At 59.9% G+C, this 15,835-nt stretch carries 13 protein-coding genes; 9 read left to right on the forward strand and 4 right to left on the reverse strand.

Going from position 1 to position 15,835, the window contains the following annotated elements:
• Positions 1 to 82 precede the first annotated feature (82 nt).
• The gene (locus tag DK871_RS14240) at positions 83 to 874 is read right to left on the reverse strand and encodes a CPBP family intramembrane glutamic endopeptidase (protein ID WP_003193151.1); all 792 of its coding nucleotides are present in this window, start codon (positions 872 to 874) and stop codon (positions 83 to 85) included.
• Positions 875 to 1,294: 420 nt separating this feature from the next.
• On the opposite strand from DK871_RS14240, the gene DK871_RS14245 reads away from it, so the two are divergent.
• Positions 1,295 to 2,161 (forward strand): DMT family transporter, encoded by an 867-nt coding sequence (locus tag DK871_RS14245; protein ID WP_161905481.1) that lies wholly within the window; start codon positions 1,295 to 1,297, stop codon positions 2,159 to 2,161.
• 125 nt (positions 2,162 to 2,286) lie between these two features.
• Here the strand turns inward: DK871_RS14245 and DK871_RS14250 are convergent, their stop codons facing one another.
• A complete protein-coding gene (locus DK871_RS14250) occupies positions 2,287 to 3,168 on the reverse strand; it encodes a DMT family transporter (RefSeq protein ID WP_161905482.1) in 882 nt (293 codons plus the stop codon).
• 161 nt (positions 3,169 to 3,329) lie between these two features.
• On the opposite strand from DK871_RS14250, the gene aceK reads away from it, so the two are divergent.
• The 5 genes from aceK (at position 3,330) to DK871_RS14275 (ending at position 11,473) form a co-directional block, all read left to right on the forward strand.
• Positions 3,330 to 5,039, forward strand: coding sequence for a bifunctional isocitrate dehydrogenase kinase/phosphatase (gene aceK, locus DK871_RS14255; protein WP_161905483.1), 1,710 nt, complete (start codon positions 3,330 to 3,332; stop codon positions 5,037 to 5,039).
• A gap of 118 nt (positions 5,040 to 5,157) precedes the next feature.
• Positions 5,158 to 9,069, forward strand: a complete 3,912-nt coding sequence (gene hrpA, locus DK871_RS14260) for an ATP-dependent RNA helicase HrpA (protein WP_161905484.1) — start codon at positions 5,158 to 5,160, stop codon at positions 9,067 to 9,069.
• A 314-nt stretch (positions 9,070 to 9,383) separates the two neighbouring features.
• Complete coding sequence (locus tag DK871_RS14265) at positions 9,384 to 10,505, forward strand: beta-ketoacyl-ACP synthase III (protein WP_003193141.1); 1,122 nt, start codon at positions 9,384 to 9,386, stop codon at positions 10,503 to 10,505.
• 123 nt (positions 10,506 to 10,628) lie between these two features.
• Positions 10,629 to 11,243 (forward strand): RNA polymerase sigma factor, encoded by a 615-nt coding sequence (locus DK871_RS14270; RefSeq protein ID WP_161905485.1) that lies wholly within the window; start codon positions 10,629 to 10,631, stop codon positions 11,241 to 11,243.
• The gene (locus DK871_RS14275) at positions 11,237 to 11,473 is read left to right on the forward strand and encodes an anti-sigma factor (protein ID WP_161905486.1); all 237 of its coding nucleotides are present in this window, start codon (positions 11,237 to 11,239) and stop codon (positions 11,471 to 11,473) included. Before DK871_RS14270 ends, DK871_RS14275 begins: the two co-directional genes overlap by 7 nt.
• A gap of 118 nt (positions 11,474 to 11,591) precedes the next feature.
• Here the strand turns inward: DK871_RS14275 and DK871_RS14280 are convergent, their stop codons facing one another.
• On the reverse strand, positions 11,592 to 12,914 hold the full coding sequence (locus DK871_RS14280) for a putative porin (protein ID WP_003193136.1): 1,323 nt from the start codon (positions 12,912 to 12,914) through the stop codon (positions 11,592 to 11,594).
• Positions 12,915 to 13,198: 284 nt separating this feature from the next.
• Here DK871_RS14280 and DK871_RS14285 point away from each other — a divergent pair, with 284 nt between their 5' ends.
• The 3 genes from DK871_RS14285 to DK871_RS14295 all read left to right on the forward strand — a co-directional run bounded on the left by DK871_RS14285 (position 13,199) and on the right by DK871_RS14295 (position 14,905).
• A complete protein-coding gene (locus DK871_RS14285; RefSeq protein WP_161905487.1) occupies positions 13,199 to 14,323 on the forward strand; it encodes a GNAT family N-acetyltransferase in 1,125 nt (374 codons plus the stop codon).
• 77 nt (positions 14,324 to 14,400) lie between these two features.
• Complete coding sequence (locus DK871_RS14290) at positions 14,401 to 14,679, forward strand: BrnT family toxin (protein WP_003193132.1); 279 nt, start codon at positions 14,401 to 14,403, stop codon at positions 14,677 to 14,679.
• Entirely contained in the window at positions 14,657 to 14,905 is a 249-nt protein-coding gene (locus tag DK871_RS14295; protein WP_032895852.1) for a BrnA antitoxin family protein, read from the forward strand. The genes DK871_RS14290 and DK871_RS14295 overlap by 23 nt, the downstream gene beginning before the upstream one ends.
• A 148-nt stretch (positions 14,906 to 15,053) precedes the next feature.
• On the opposite strand, the gene aqpZ is transcribed toward DK871_RS14295, so the two are convergent.
• On the reverse strand, positions 15,054 to 15,755 hold the full coding sequence (aqpZ, locus tag DK871_RS14300; protein ID WP_161905488.1) for an aquaporin Z: 702 nt from the start codon (positions 15,753 to 15,755) through the stop codon (positions 15,054 to 15,056).
• Positions 15,756 to 15,835 lie beyond the last annotated feature (80 nt).

Genomic DNA, 15,835 nt, shown 5'->3' on the forward strand with positions numbered 1-15,835 from the left:
GTCGTTGGCTTCTATAAGAATGCCACCGTGGCGCATAGACGCCTCGGCTTGGGCGAGTCCATCCAATTACAGTAAGGTAGGTTTAGCCGGCGAGCATCGGGTAGGTGAACAGGCCGAAGTGCAGCAGATTCAAGCCAAAGTGCGTGGCAATCGCCGCGCCGAGCCCGCCGAACCGATACGCCAGGCCGTAACCCACGCCGGCAATACTCGCCAGCAGCATCCATTGCCAACCCGCAGCAAAATGCACCAGACCGAATAACAGCGAGGCCAGCAGCAAGGCGAGGTTCTCGCCATAGGGCAGGTGTTTGAAGCGTCGGCTCAGGCCGCCCTGGATATACCCGCGAAACAGCGCTTCTTCGACCAGCGTCACCAGTAGCAGGTTATTCAACACCCACAGCCACGCTTCGTCCGGCCATTTCGGCGCCCAACTGATCATCCCTAACAGCGCTGCGCCACCCAGGGCGGCGATGGCGGCCAGGGTCAGGGCCACGGCCGTGACGCAGATCGACAGGCGCAATGAGCGCCGCGCCACAATCCACGGGCAGGCCAGCAACAGCCAGAAGCCGATCAGGGGTTTGTCCTGGTTCAGGTACATCGAGAAGGGCACTGAGTCCGGAGTGAAACGCTGGGGCGCAATACCGCGACCGTTATAGAACCCCGGCAACCAGTGCATCGCCAGGCCCAGGGCCAGGACAATAAACAATCCGTGGCCCAGGTAGCGCGCCCAAGGGTTGCGTTGCTGGCGCACGGCGTACCCGGCCACCAGCAGCAGTGCGATGGAGACCGCCGCCAGTACGCCCAGTTGGCCGTAGATCAAGGCCACGACATAGCCAATGGAAAGTAGGGTGAGGTACAGCCAGGGCAAAGCAATCATGTGAAATCCTTGAAAAAAACTGGGCAGCATTATAGCGAGCGGTCTGCCTGGACGGCATGAAAACTCCTCCACCCACAGGGTGAGGGGAAAGGATTGCAAAGTATGTTTGCGGCTGGTTATAGTCGTCGCGTCTTAATCCCTTCAAAAAAGATCAGCACATGCCAGCTTCCCAGCGCATAGCGGTAGTCGATTCAGCGGTCAACGCTGTGGTCGTGCCGTGCCGTGGCAAGCAGCCTGCGCAGATCAGTCACTACCCCCCACCTGTCAGTAGCACGCCGGTGTACGCAGTCGTATCACCGCCGGGTGTTGGCATTTCGGGCTGATCAGCAATTTGCTGTTGCCCCGTGCCTGCCTGAAAAAACCTACTGAAATTCAGTTTTTTACTGAGTCGGCTTTTTTGCCTGATAACAGGTGGTAACCATGTCTGTGCTTTCAAAACAATCCGTGGCCGCGGCGGCCTCGACGAGCGTGTTTGTCTTGCTGTGGAGCAGCGGGGCGATCTTCTCCAAGTTGGGTCTTGCCCATGCTTCGCCCTTTGCCTTTCTGTTGATCCGGTTTGCCATCGCCCTGATGGGGTTGGTGGTGCTGGTGCCGCTCCTTAAGTTGAAGCTGCCACGTCCCGGCAAACCCCTGCTGTATGCGGCCGCGACGGGCCTGGTATTGCTGGGGGCCTACCAGATTTTCTATCTGCTGGCCCTGAACCTCAACGTCACCCCTGGGGTGATGGCGACTATCATGGGCGTGCAGCCGATCCTTACCGTGGTATTGGTGGAGCGCCAACGCTCCTGGCGCCGGCTGTTCGGCCTGGGGTTGGGGTTGGGGTTGGCGGGCTTGATCATGGTGGTGTATCAGGGCATCGGGCTGGCGGGCATGTCCCTGGCGGGGATGCTGTTCGGGCTGCTGGCGCTGGCAAGCATGACGTTTGGCTCGATCATGCAAAAGCGCATCACCGACAACCCCTTGGGCACGCTGCCACTGCAATACCTGGCTGGGTTGCTATTGTGCGCGGTGTTCGTGCCGTTCCAGCCGTTCCACTTTGAACACAGTGCACGCTTTTACCTGCCGGTACTGTGGATGGGGCTGGTGGTGTCCGTGCTGGCGACGCTGTTGCTGTACCGCCTGATTGCCCGGGGCAACCTGGTGAATGTCACCAGTTTGTTTTATCTGGTGCCAGCGGTGACGGCGGTGATGGACTACCTGATCTTCGGCAATCGCCTGGCCCTGCTGAGCGTGCTGGGAATGGCGTTAATCATCGTCGGCTTGGTCTTCGTGTTCCGTAAGCACTAAAACCCACCCCCCCTGTAGGAGCGAGCTTGCTCGCGAAGAACGTCAACGATAACGAGGGCATCCTGAATGAACAGGGTGCTCTCGGGTTTTTCGCGAGCAAGCTCGCTCCTACAGTAGTGAGGTTGTCATTTGGTCGGGCGCAGCACTAACCACAACGCTCCAGCGATCAACACTCCGCCATACAGATGAGCCATGGACAGCGGCTCATCCAACAGCAACGCCCCCCACAACACGCCGAACGGCGGAATCATGAAGGTCACTGTCATCGACTTGACCGGGCCAATGGATGACAGCAGGCGGAAATACAGGATGTAGGCAAACGCCGTACACACCAGCCCCAACCCCAGCAGCGACGACCACACCTGCCAGCCGCCCCAGCTCGCCGGTGGATGGCTGATGGCGCTGTAGGCAAAGAAAGGCAACAGAAACAACGTCGCCCCCAACATGCTGCCCAAGGCCGAGAGACGGCTGTCCAACCCGCCGCGCTGGTCCAGCCAACGCCGCGCCAGGAAACCGGCAAAGCCATAGCAGGTGGTCGCCAGCAGGCATGCCAGCGCACCCATCAACAATGACGCATCAAATGCCACCGGCCCCGCGCGGGTCAGGACGGCCACGCCAAACAGCCCCAGGGCCACCCCCGCGATTTTCGACGGCGTCAGGCGCTCACTGAAGAACAGCCCACCAATCAACACACCCATCAACGGTGTGGTGGCGTTGAAAATCGCCGAATAGCCCGCCGGCAGTACCTGCGCCGCCACCGAGTACATGGTCGCGGGAATCCCCGAGTTGATCACCCCCAGCAACAGGACCGTCTTGAACTTGCCCTGGAAATCCCAGCTCACGCGCATCATCGCCAGGATCACCAATAAACCCGCGGCGGCAATCGACACGCGGAAAAACGCGGTAGGCACCGTGCCGATTTCCGGCGCGATCATGCGCATGAACAGGAAACTCGCGCCCCAAATGGCGGCCAGCCCCAGCAGATACAGGGTGTCAACAGGTCTCACGGAAAACTCCTACGCCAATCGGGCGCAGAAGTGTTGCCCAGCGGGCAGGTCGGCACAATGGCTAATTGCAGTCAGTTCACCGCCGTGCAAAATCATTCTTCTCCTGCCTCGGTTCACTGGCTAAGCTCTGGGCTTCCAGATGCCCGTTCGAGGTTCCCCGCATGTCGCAGTCCGCCCTCGCTATCGCCCGGATGATCCTCGACGGTTTCGACGATTACCGTGAGCACTTCCGCCAGATCACCGATGGCGCCCGTGAGCGTTTCGAGAAGGCCCAGTGGCAGCAAGGGCAGGCCGCGTCGGCGGCGCGCATCAACCTCTATGAGGAGAAAGTCGCTGAGGTGACGACCCGCCTGCGCGCCAGTTTTGACCCTGAGGGATTGCAGGACATCGGCCAGTGGCCCCTGGTAAAAAGTGCCTATATCGGCTTGATCGACCTGCGCTTTGACGATGAGCTGTCCGAGACCTGGTACAACTCGATTTTCTGCGGCCTGTTCAGCCATGACCTGATCAGCGACGGCTGCATGTTCATCCACACCACCCGGCCAAGCCTGCGTCGGGCGCGGGCGGCGCAAACCCGCATCTACACGCCGGCCGGTAAAATAGCGGACATGCTCGCGCAGGTGTTCTCTGACTACAGCTTCAGCGAGCCCTACGCCGACCTGCCCGCTGACTTGCGCCGTCTCGAAGCCCAGTTGCGGGAAAACCTGCCGGATTGGGTGTGCAAGGACCCAGACCTCAAGGTCGAGTTGTTTTCCTCGGTGCTCTACCGTAACAAAGGCGCCTACCTCGTGGGGCGTATCTACACTCGCGACGAACAATGGCCGCTGGTGATCCCGCTGCTGCACCGCGAAGGGCGTGGCATCCAGATCGATGCGTTGATCACCGACGAAGCCGACGTGTCGATCATCTTCTCGTTCACCCGTTCCTACTTCATGGTCGATGTACCGGTGCCCGCCGAGTTCATCGGCTTTCTCAAACGCATCCTGCCGGGCAAGCACATTGCCGAGCTGTACACCTCCATCGGTTTCTACAAGCACGGCAAATCCGAGTTCTACCGCGCGCTGATCAACCACCTGGCCACCACCGATGACCAGTTCATCATGGCCCCCGGCGTGCGCGGCATGGTCATGAGCGTGTTCACGCTGCCGGGTTTCAATACGGTGTTCAAGATCATCAAGGACCGCTTTTCGCCGTCGAAAAACGTCAACCGCGCCACGGTGATCGAAAAGTACCGCCTGGTGAAAAGCGTCGACCGGGTAGGGCGCATGGCCGACACCCAGGAGTTCGCCGACTTCCGCTTCCCCTTGAGCAAGTTCGAGCCCGAGTGCCTGGCCGAGTTGCTGGAAGTCGCCGCCGGCACTGTCGAAGTGGAGGGTGACACGGTGCTTATCCGCCACTGCTGGACCGAGCGACGCATGACCCCGCTCAACCTCTACCTCGACAACGCCAACCCCGCCCAGGTGCGCGAAGCATTGGAGGATTACGGCCTGGCGATCAAGCAACTGGCGGCGGCGAATATCTTCCCCGGCGACATGCTGCTGAAAAACTTCGGCGTCACCCGCCACGGCCGCGTGGTGTTCTACGACTACGACGAAATCTGCTTTCTCACCGAAGCCAACTTCCGCCATATCCCCGCGCCGCGCACCCCCGAGGATGAAATGGCCTCCGAGCCCTGGTACTCCATCGGCCCGCTGGACGTGTTCCCTGAAGAGTTCCCGCCGTTCCTGTTTGCCGACGCCGGGCAACGCCGGTTGTTCGATGAGCTGCATGGCGAGTTGTACAACGCTGACTACTGGAAGGGCCTGCAGGACGCGATTCGTGCCGGCAAGGTGATCGACGTATTCCCTTATAAGAGGAAAGAGCAGCCATAAGCTGCAAGCGGCAAGTGAAAGCGAATCTGCTCTTGCTTGCCGCTTGAAGCTTGCCGCTCGCAGCTGCTTTTCTGCGACAATCGGCCCCCTGCATAAATAGACGACCCAAACGCACCTGATGACAGACCAAGCACTCACCCTCGACCAACTGCTCAAAACCCTCGATCACGCCATGCTCGCCGACCGCCACCGCTTGCGGCGCCAGTTGCTAGAGCTGCGCAAGAAGCCCGACGAGGACAAGCTGGCGCAGTGGGTGGCGCGCATGCAAGCATCTTGCGCGCAGGTCACGGCGCGGCGTGCCAGCCTGCCGGTGATTCGCTATGACGACAGCCTGCCGATTGCCGCCAAGCGCGATGAGATCAAAGACGCGCTGAACAAGCACCAGGTGCTGATCATCGCCGGTGAGACCGGCTCGGGTAAAACCACGCAGTTGCCGAAAATCTGCCTGGAAATCGGCCGCGGCCAGTTCGGCCTGATCGGCCACACCCAGCCACGTCGGATCGCGGCGCGCAGTGTCGCCAGCCGCGTCGCTGAAGAACTGGCCACGCCCCTGGGCGCGTTGGTCGGCTATCAAGTGCGCTTTGAAGACCAGAGCGATGCCAACACCCTGATCAAGCTGATGACCGACGGCATCCTGCTGGCCGAAACCCAGAACGACCGTTACCTGGAACGCTACGACACGATCATCGTCGACGAAGCCCACGAACGCAGCCTGAACATCGACTTCCTGCTCGGCTACCTCAAGACCTTGCTGCCGCGTCGCCCCGACCTGAAAGTCATCATCACCTCGGCCACCATCGACCTGGAGCGCTTTTCCAAGCATTTTGACGATGCGCCGATTGTCGAGGTGTCGGGCCGTACCTTCCCGGTGGACACCTGGTATCGCCCGCTTACCCTGGAACAGGATGAGGAGGGCAACCGCGTCGAGGACGACCTGACTGTCGACCAGGCGATCCTCGCTACCCTCGATGAAATCGCCGCCTATGAGCGCAGCGAACGCCGCAGCCCTGGCGACGTGCTGGTGTTTTTGCCCGGCGAGCGCGAGATTCGTGACGCCGCCGACATGCTGCGCAAGGCCCAGCTCAAGCACACAGAAATTTTGCCGTTGTACGCACGGCTGTCGCCGGCCGAGCAGCAGCGCATTTTCCAGTCCCACCCGGGCCGCCGGGTGGTACTGGCGACCAACGTCGCGGAAACCTCGCTGACCGTGCCGGGCATTCGCTACGTGATCGACAGCGGCACGGCGCGCATCAGCCGCTACAGCTACCGCGCCAAGGTGCAGCGTTTGCCCATCGAGGCTATTTCCCAGGCCAGCGCCAACCAGCGTAAAGGCCGTTGCGGCCGGGTTGAGCCGGGCATTTGCGTACGCCTGTACAGCGAAGAAGATTTTATCGGCCGCCCGGAATTCACCGACCCGGAGATCCTGCGTACCAACCTTGCGGCCGTGATCCTGCAGATGTTGCACCTGCGCCTGGGTGAAATTACTGATTTCCCGTTTATCGAACCGCCGGATGGCAAGGCCATCAGCGACGGTTTCAACCTGCTGCAAGAACTCTCGGCGGTGGACCGCAACAGCCAGCTCACGCCGCTGGGCCGCCAGCTCGCCCGCTTGCCGGTGGACCCGCGCATGGGTCGCATGTTGCTGGAAGCGGCCAAGCTCGGCAGTTTGCAGGAAGTGTTGATCGTCGCCAGCGCCATGTCGATCCAGGACCCGCGCGAGCGCCCACCAGAGCGTCAACAAGCGGCCGACCAGGCCCACGCACAGTGGAAAGACCCGGATTCGGACTTCGCCGGGTTGGTCAACCTGTGGCGCGGTTTCGAGGAGCAGCGCCAGGAACTGACCGCCAGCCCGTTGCGCAACTGGTGCCGCAAGAACTTCCTCAACTACTTGCGCCTGCGCGAGTGGCGCGACTCCCATCGTCAATTGAGCCTGATCTGCCGCGACATGCAGCTGAGCCTCAACAAAGAGCCCGCCGACTATCCGAAGCTGCATAAAGCCGTGTTGTCCGGCCTGCTCAGCCAGATCGGCCAGAAGACCGAAGACGGCGATTACCTCGGAGCGCGCCAGCGTCGCTTCTGGATTCACCCGTCTTCGGGCATCGGCAAGAAGCGCCCGCAATGGCTGATGACCGCCGAACTGGTGGAAACCACCAAGCTCTATGCACGCATGGTGGCGAAAATCGACGCGGACTGGATCGAGCCGCTGGCCGGGCACTTGATCAAGAAAAACCACTTCGAACCCCATTGGGAGAAGAAGCGCGGCCAGGTGGTGGCGTTTGAGCAGATCACCCTGTTCGGACTGATCGTGGTCGGGCGCCGGCCGGTGCATTACGGGCCGATTGACCCGGTGGTGTCCCGTGAGTTGTTTATCCGTGAAGGCCTGGTGCGCGGCGAGATTCAGTCCCGGGCCAAGTGCCTGACGGCCAACCAGAAACTGCTGGAGCAACTCGACGAACTGGAAGCCAAGGCCCGCCGTCGCGACATCCTGGCCGACGAAGAAACCCTGTACGCCTTCTACGATGCGCGCCTGCCCGCAGAGATTCACCAGACCGCCACTTTCGACAGTTGGTACAAGGTCAACAGCCAGAAAGACCCGCAACTGCTGATCATGCGCGAAGAAGATGTATTGGCCCGCGAGGCCAGTGAAGTCACCGCTGCGCATTACCCGGACACCTTGCACCTGGGCGACCTGGCCCTGGCCTTGAGTTACCACTTCGAACCCAACCACCCTCGCGATGGCGTGACCCTGCGGGTGCCGGCGCCGTTGTTGCCGGCGTTGCCAGCCGAGCGCCTGGAGTGGCTGGTGCCGGGGTTGATCGAAGCCAAATGCATCGCCCTGGTGCGCAACTTGCCCAAGGCGTTGCGCAAAAACTTCGTGCCGGTGCCGGACTTCGTCAAGGCCGCGCTGCAACGCATCGAATTTGGCCAGGGCTCGTTGCCCCAGGCGCTGGGGCGTGAATTGCTGCGCATGACCGGTGCGCGAGTCAGCGATGAGGCGTGGGCGGAGGCGGCGCAGCAGGTGGAAAACCACCTGAAGATGAACCTGGAAGTGGTCGACGGCCAGGGCAAGTTCCTCGGCGAAGGCCGTGACCTGGCCGAGCTCACCGCACGGTTCGCCGAAGCCAGCCAGGCTGCCTTGGCCGTGCCGCAAACCGCAAAGAGCCAGCAGCCGGTAGAGGCCAAGGTGTTTGCGGCGGTGGCGGAAAAAACCCAGCAGAACATCGCCGGCCTGTCGATGACGGTGTACCCGGCCCTGGTGGAAGAGAACGGCACGGTCAAGGAGGGGCGTTTCTCGACCGCTGCCGAAGCCGAGTTCCAGCACCGTCGCGCCTTGCAGCGCCTGCTGATGCAGCAATTGGCGGAGCCGGCGAAATTCCTGCGCGGAAAATTGCCGGGCTTGACCGAACTGGGCTTGATGTACCGTGAACTGGGGCGTATCGACGCGCTGGTGGAAGACATCCTGCTGGCCAGCCTCGATACCTGTGTACTTGAAGGCGAAGATAGCCTGCCACGGGACGGCGCTGGCCTGGCAGCCTTGGCTGAACGCAAGCGCGGCACTTGGACTGAGCACGCCGAACGCCTGGCACGCCTGACCCTGGAAGTGCTGAAGCTCTGGCACGGCCTGCAAAAACGTTTCAAGGGCAAGATCGACCTGGCCCAGGCCGTGGCCTTGAACGATATCAAGCAGCAACTGAGCAACCTGGTGTACCCAGGTTTTGTGCGGGAAACCCCGGCCCAGTGGTTCAAGGAACTGCCGCGTTTCCTCAAGGCCATTGAGCTACGCCTGGAAAAACTGCCGAGCCAGGTGCAAAAGGACCGGGTGTGGAGCAGCGAATTGGGCGGTTTGTGGGCGCAGTACCAGAACCGCCTGAACAAACATACCCAGGAAGGCAAGCGCGACCCGCAGTTGGAGCTGTACCGCTGGTGGCTGGAGGAATACCGGGTGTCGCTGTTTGCCCAGCAGTTGGGCACCAAGGTACCGATTTCCGATAAGCGCCTGAGCAAGCAATGGAGCCAGGTGGAGCCCTGAACCCCTGGCCCACCTGTAGGAGCGAGCTTGCTCGCGAAAAACGTCAACGATAACGCGTGTTTCCTGAATAAACGCGGCGCCTGTGAGTTTTTCGCGAGCAAGCTCGCTCCTACAGGCATTAGGGCAAGCCCCGTCCCACAATGGGATGTTTGTTTGGCCTATAGCGCCAAATCCCCAGTGTTGTGGCAAACTTCGCGGTTACAAGAGTGAATAAAAGCATTGCCAGTTTGATGCCCGCTGGATGACATCAAACCACTTTAAGTTTGGTACGACGGTACCAATATCTTCTGCCTGACAGATTTAGAGGAACGACCGTGCATAACGTCGTCATCAGCGGCACTGGCCTGTACACCCCGGCCAACAGCATTTCCAACGAAGAGCTGGTGCAGTCTTTCAATGCCTACGTACAACAGTTCAACGCCGACAACGCCGCTGCTATCGAACGTGGCGATGTGCAGGCGCTGACTGAGTCGAGCGCGGCATTCATCGAAAAGGCATCCGGCATCAAGAGCCGTTTTGTGATGGACAAGGACGGCATCCTCGATCCGCAGCGCATGGCACCGCGCCTGCCCGAGCGCAGCAACGACGAATGGTCGGTGCTTTGCCAGATGGCCATCGGTGCCGCCGAACAAGCCTTGCAGCGCGCCGGCAAGACCGCCGCCGACATCGACGGCGTGATCGTCGCCTGCTCCAACCTGCAACGCGCCTACCCGGCGATCGCCATCGAAGTCCAGGAAGCCTTGGGTATCCAGGGCTTCGGTTTCGACATGAACGTGGCGTGTTCCTCGGCCACCTTCGGCATCCAGAACGCGGCCAACAGCATCCAGTTGGGCCAGGCCCGGGCGATCCTGATGGTCAACCCGGAAGTCTGCACCGGCCACCTGAACTTTCGTGACCGTGACAGCCACTTCATCTTCGGCGATGCCGCCACGGCGGTGATCCTGGAGCGTGCTGACCTGGCGACGTCCGAACATCAGTTCGACGTGGTGAGCACCAAGCTGCTGACCAAGTTTTCCAACAATATCCGCAACAACTTCGGCTTCCTCAACCGCACGGCGGAAGAGGGCATCGGCGCCCCCGACAAGCTGTTCGTGCAGGAAGGCCGCAAGGTATTCCGTGATGTCTGCCCGATGGTGGCCGAATTGATCGGCGAACACTTGGCAGAAAACCAGCTGAGTGTCACCGATGTGAAACGCTTCTGGCTGCACCAGGCCAACCTGAGCATGAACCACCTGATCGTGAAGAAACTGCTGGGGCGCGACGCGTCGGTGGAAGAAGCGCCAGTGATCCTCGATACTTACGCCAATACCAGCTCGGCCGGCTCGGTGATTGCGTTCCACACTTATCAGGATGACCTGCCCAAGGGCGCGGTTGCCGTACTCAGCTCCTTTGGCGCCGGGTATTCGATTGGCAGTGTGATCCTGCGCAAACGCTGAGTGTGTGGGAGCTGGCTTGCCTGCGATGGCATCACAGTGGTGTGCCTGATATACCGAGGTGTCTGCATCGCAGGCAAGCCAGCTCACACAGGGTTGGGTGTGCACTTTTAAATCGAGGTTTGAATGGCAGCAGCGGACGACGCGCACCTGCTTGAACGCCTGCTCAAGGGTGAGCAGCGGGCTTATAAGGAATTGGTCAACACCTACCAGAGTGCAATGCGGGCAGTGGCCTATGCCATCGTCGGCCAGCGCCATGCCGATGAGGTGGTGCAAGATGCCTGGCTCTCGGTGGTGCGCAACCTGGCCAAGTTCGAAGGGCGATCCAGCCTCAAGACGTGGTTATTAACCATTACTGCCAACTCCGCAAAGAATCGTTACAAACAAAATCGTCGGGAAGTTCTGCTCGACGATCTGCCCTCACCCCACGGCACTATCGGTGATGACCGCTTCAGCCCGGATGATGGCCATTGGGCGGTCGCCCCGTATGCCTGGCACCAGGACACCCCGGAAGCGCTGCTGACCGAAGATGAATTGCGCCAATGCCTGGAGCATACGATTCTGAGTTTGTCCGAATTGCAAAGCAGTGTGCTGGTGTTGCGTGAACGCCAGGGTTTGGAGCTGGAAGAGATCTGTAATCTTCTCACCCTTTCACTCTCCAACGTCCGTGTGCTGTTGCATCGAGCACGGCTTAAAGTCTTCGCCACGGTGGAGCATTTTGAGGAAACGGGCGAATGTTGACCTGTAAAGAGCAAGTAGCGCGTTCCAGTGACTATCTCGATGGGCAATTGACCTTTCGGGAGCGTCTTATGGTGCGTCATCACTTGATGTTTTGCCCGAACTGCCGGCGCTTTATCCGTCAGATGCGCCTGATGCAGGCGACGCTCAAGCGTATGCCGCAGGAGCCGGTGGAGGGTGTTGATACGCTGGCTGAACAACTGGCGGTCGAGCGGCGTAAAGACATCATGTAGGAGCGAGGGGGACGCCTAGTTCTTGCTCGCGAAGAACCCACAGGCAACGCGATTATCCAGGATACCCGCGTTATCGTTGACGTTCTTCGCGAGCAAGCTCGCTCCTACCTGTTAAGCATTAGAACTTGGCTTCAGCATCCAACTGCAAGGTGTTGGTGTCGGCATCCCGCTGGGTCCGGCTGGCAAAGTCAGCCTTGGTCAGGAAGTAGGTGGCGCCGATGGCGAAGTTCTTGTCGATGTCGTAGCTGACTTTCATCTTGTGACCGCGCGAGCCGGTGGTGCCGTTGGCGAAGTCCGAATCGGTGAAGGCGCCTACGACGGCATTACGTTGAACGTCGCGGTAGTTGTAGTCCAGGTTCAAACCGAACACCTTGGACTTGGCACCCAGCAACCAGGCGGTGTCCTGGTCGGTCACCGCATCGTTGTTTTTCACGTACTGGCCGTAGAACGACAGCGGCACAGCCAGGCCACCGATGTCTGCTTGTGCAAAGCCTTCGTACAAGCGGAATTCGTTGTTGGCCGAGTTGCCGTTGACTGCCAGTGCGCAAGGCGTGGTGGTGGTTGTGCAACGGCTGTCTTCGTCATTCTTGTAGGCGTAGATGCTGCCGCCCAAGGTCATTTTCAGGTTGTCGGTGACCGAGAAACGCGTACCCAACTGGCCAGACGTCAGGCGCAGGTCATGGCGAAATTGCACGCCGTCCCCGTCCACGTTGTCCTTGAGGTTGTAGTTACCCAGGCTGCCGAACAGCTCAGCGCTGCTACCCAATGGGTATTTGTAGGTGACGGCCAGGCCTTCAGGGTTGATGTCGCTATCCCAGATCACGTCGCCCATGTTCACCCACGGCTGCAGCATCTTGCCGCCGATCACGTGCAGGTTCTTGATCTGGTCCGGGTGGTAGTCGATGTAGCCGAGGTCCAGCCAGATCGACTTTTTATCGAAGTAGCCGTCCTGGTCCTGGTTGGTGGAACGCGCATCGTCGCCGCCGCCTGTAGCGATACGGATACCGGTGTCCACTTGCGGGTTGATTTCGGTGTAGGCGCCCAGGCGCGCACGGATACGTTGACGGTCCTTGTCACGGCCACCGTTGTTGGGCTCGCCGTCGATCTTGATGGTTTCCTGACGGAAGCGCACATCACCCTTGAACTGGGTCTTGGCTGCCCAAGCCAATTTCTGGTCGAAGCTGCTCAGCTCGTTGGTTTTTTTCGCAGTGGCCGCAATCTGCTCGTTGGTCTCTTGTTGAGCCTGGCGGGCGATCTGTTGTTCTTTCTGATCCCTGGCCAGTTCCATTTGCAGTTCGGTGTACTGCGCTGCGGTGATCTGGCCGTTGGCCTTGAGCATGTCGAGCAATTTAGCGTCGACTGCAGCGCTGGCAGGAACGCTCAGTGCCAGCAACAGGCCGCCACACAGGACCGCCGCAGTTTTAGTGGAAGCAAGACGCATATCAATCTCCGAAAGTGAGGAGGGAGGGCAACACCCTCCAGGACACAACCGACCCATGACGGACGGAAAAATGTCGCCCGGTAGACCCGGACGCTCTAAAAACTGGCGTCAGTATCGCGACCGTTTATGACGGAGTAGTGGCTAAGTGATTTCATCTAGATGACAAATCGTTACGCTACGGAACTAAGGGTTTTGAGGCCTGTCCGCGTGTTTTGAGGATGTGCGCGCGGCTGTGATCAGCGATACTCGCCAGGTTTTCATGCCAAGAAACAATGAGGATGCCGATGCCGCTGCAACGCCTGGACAGCCTGTCCGATATCGCTGCGCACACGTGGGATGCCCTGATGCCACAGGCCCAGCCGTTCATGCAGCATGGGTTTCTCAGTGCGCTGGAAGACAGCGCCAGTGTCGGCCCGCATTCGGGCTGGCAGACGGAGCACTTGCTGCACTGGGAAGGCGACCGGCTGATGGCGGCATTGCCGGGTTATCGCAAATGGCATTCTTATGGCGAGTACGTGTTCGATCACGGCTGGGCCGACGCCTGCGAGCGCGCCGGCATCGACTACTACCCCAAGTTGCTGACGGCCGTGCCGTTCAGCCCGGTCGGTGGGCCGCGCGTGTTGGCTGCCAGTGCCGCAGATGCGTTCGAATTGCTCAATAGCCTGCCTGGGTATCTGGAGATCGAAGGCCTGTCGAGCGCCCATATCAACTTTACCGATGCCCTCTCCGATGAAGCCATGGCCCAACACCCCGGCTGGTTGCAACGCCTGGGTTGTCAGTTTCATTGGCAGAACCGAGGCTACCGCGACTTCCAGGATTTCCTCGACGCCCTGAGTTCACGCAAGCGTAAACAGATGCGCAAAGAGCGCGAACAAGTGGCGGGGCAGGGTATCGAGTTCGAGTGGTTGCAAGGCCATGAGCTGAGCGAAGCCCAGTGGGATTTTGTCTACGCCTGCTACGCCAACACCTACGCGGTGCGCCGGCAATCGCCCTACCTGACCCGCGCGTTTTTCAGCCTGCTGGCTGAGCGCATGCCCGCAGCCATCCGCGTAGTCTTGGCCAAACAAGGCACGCGCCCTGTGGCCATGGCCTTCAGCCTGCTTGGTGGCGACAGCTTCTATGGCCGCTACTGGGGCTGCCTGGGGGAATTCGACCGCCTGCATTTCGAAACCTGTTTCTACCAGGGCATGGACTACGCCATCGCCCACGGCCTGCAACGCTTCGATGCCGGTGCCCAGGGGGAGCACAAATTGATTCGCGGGTTTGAGCCGGTGATTACGCGGTCATGGCACTACCTGCGTCACCCGGGCTTGAAGAACGCCGTGGAGGATTTTCTTGAGCGCGAACGGGTGGGGGTTCTGGCGTATGCCGAAGAGGCGAGGGCGGCCCTGCCTTATCGGCAGGTCTGAACCATCGGTCTGGCAACCCTGCTGACTAACAATAAAACCGCTAATCTGTATGTACAATCGTACATACAGGGCATGCCATGCATTTTGAGTGGGATGAATCTAAGAACAAAGCCAATATTTCTAAGCACGGCATCGACTTTAACGACGTCCCAGATATTTTTCGGCATCCAATGCTGGCCTTGCGCGATGATCGGGCAGATTATGGCGAAGAGCGTTGGATCAGTATTGGCTGGATCAAATTGTTAATGGGTGTGGTCGTATATACCGAGCGGTGTGGTGATGTGATCCGTATCATCTCTGCGCGAAAAGCAACCAAGAAGGAGGCCAAATACTATGACGCAAACATCGAAAACTGATTGGGAGCGCCTGGCCAACATGAATGATAAAGAAATCGACACCAGCGATATTCCTGAGCTGGACGCCGAATTTTTTCGACGCGCCGAGTTACGTGTTCCGGTGAAGCAGGCGGTGACCATTCGACTGGATGCCGATGTTCTGGAGTGGTTCAAAGGTCAAGGCACCGGATACCAGACACGCATTAACCAATTGTTGCGTCAGTACATGCAAGCCCACCAGGGTTGAAGCGCATTCAATAGAGGTCAAGGCGTAAAACACACTGTAGGAGCGAGCTTGCTCGCGAAGAACGTACAGACGACGCGGGTTTACAGCTGTAAGCGCTGCGTCATCGTTGGCGTTTTTCGCGAGCAAGCTCGCTCCTACAGGGGTTTGATCAAGCGGGTTTTTCTGCACCCAACCATCGGTAGGTGATGCCGCCAATCACCGCGCCGAGGATCGGCGCGAGCCAGAACAGCCACAACTGCTGCAGCGCCCAGCCGCCGACAATCAACGCAGGCCCTGTGCTGCGGGCCGGGTTGACCGAGGTGTTGGTGACCGGGATCGAGATCAGGTGGATCAGCGTCAGCCCCAGGCCAATGGCGATGGGCGCGAAGCCTGCCGGGGCTCGACGGTCGGTGGCGCCAAGGATGATCAGCACGAACATCGCCGTCATCACCAGCTCACAGACAAAGCCTGCCGCCATGGAATAACCACCGGGTGAATGCTCGCCGTAACCATTGCTTGCCAGCCCGGAGGCCAGTTCGAACCCAGGTTTGCCACTGGCGATGAAGTACAGCAGTGCCGCGGCGATGGCGCCACCGATCACTTGCGACACTACATAGGCCGGCAATTCCTTGGCCGGGAATCTGCCGCTGACCACCAACCCCACCGAGACGGCCGGGTTAAGGTGGCAGCCGCTGATATGCCCGATGGCAAACGCCATGGTCAGCACCGTGAGCCCGAAGGCCAGGGACACGCCGAGCAGGCCGATGCCCACGTTGGGAAACGCTGCGGCCAACACCGCACTCCCGCAGCCGCCCAACACCAGCCAAAACGTACCCAGTCCTTCCGTTACGGAACGTTTGAACAGTGACATGAACACTTCCTTAGATTGCTCTATCTGATTAACGGTCTGTGTGGCTTCCCTGCCGCCTTAAATCAGGGCCCTCCTGGGGC

The sequence above is a fragment of the Pseudomonas sp. L13 genome (genome assembly GCF_009935965.1).
Lineage (GTDB): Bacteria > Pseudomonadota > Gammaproteobacteria > Pseudomonadales > Pseudomonadaceae > Aquipseudomonas > Aquipseudomonas lactis.

Coding starts and splice junctions, on each gene's coding strand:
- DK871_RS14240 (WP_003193151.1), bottom strand. CDS start 874: ATGATTGCTTTGCCCTGGCTGTACCTCACCCTACTTTCCATTGGCTAT.
- DK871_RS14245 (WP_161905481.1), top strand. CDS start 1,295: ATGTCTGTGCTTTCAAAACAATCCGTGGCCGCGGCGGCCTCGACGAGC.
- aceK (WP_161905483.1), top strand. CDS start 3,330: ATGTCGCAGTCCGCCCTCGCTATCGCCCGGATGATCCTCGACGGTTTC.
- hrpA (WP_161905484.1), top strand. CDS start 5,158: ATGACAGACCAAGCACTCACCCTCGACCAACTGCTCAAAACCCTCGAT.
- DK871_RS14270 (WP_161905485.1), top strand. CDS start 10,629: ATGGCAGCAGCGGACGACGCGCACCTGCTTGAACGCCTGCTCAAGGGT.
- DK871_RS14275 (WP_161905486.1), top strand. CDS start 11,237: ATGTTGACCTGTAAAGAGCAAGTAGCGCGTTCCAGTGACTATCTCGAT.
- DK871_RS14280 (WP_003193136.1), bottom strand. CDS start 12,914: ATGCGTCTTGCTTCCACTAAAACTGCGGCGGTCCTGTGTGGCGGCCTG.
- DK871_RS14285 (WP_161905487.1), top strand. CDS start 13,199: ATGCCGCTGCAACGCCTGGACAGCCTGTCCGATATCGCTGCGCACACG.
- DK871_RS14290 (WP_003193132.1), top strand. CDS start 14,401: ATGCATTTTGAGTGGGATGAATCTAAGAACAAAGCCAATATTTCTAAG.
- DK871_RS14295 (WP_032895852.1), top strand. CDS start 14,657: ATGACGCAAACATCGAAAACTGATTGGGAGCGCCTGGCCAACATGAAT.
- aqpZ (WP_161905488.1), bottom strand. CDS start 15,755: ATGTCACTGTTCAAACGTTCCGTAACGGAAGGACTGGGTACGTTTTGG.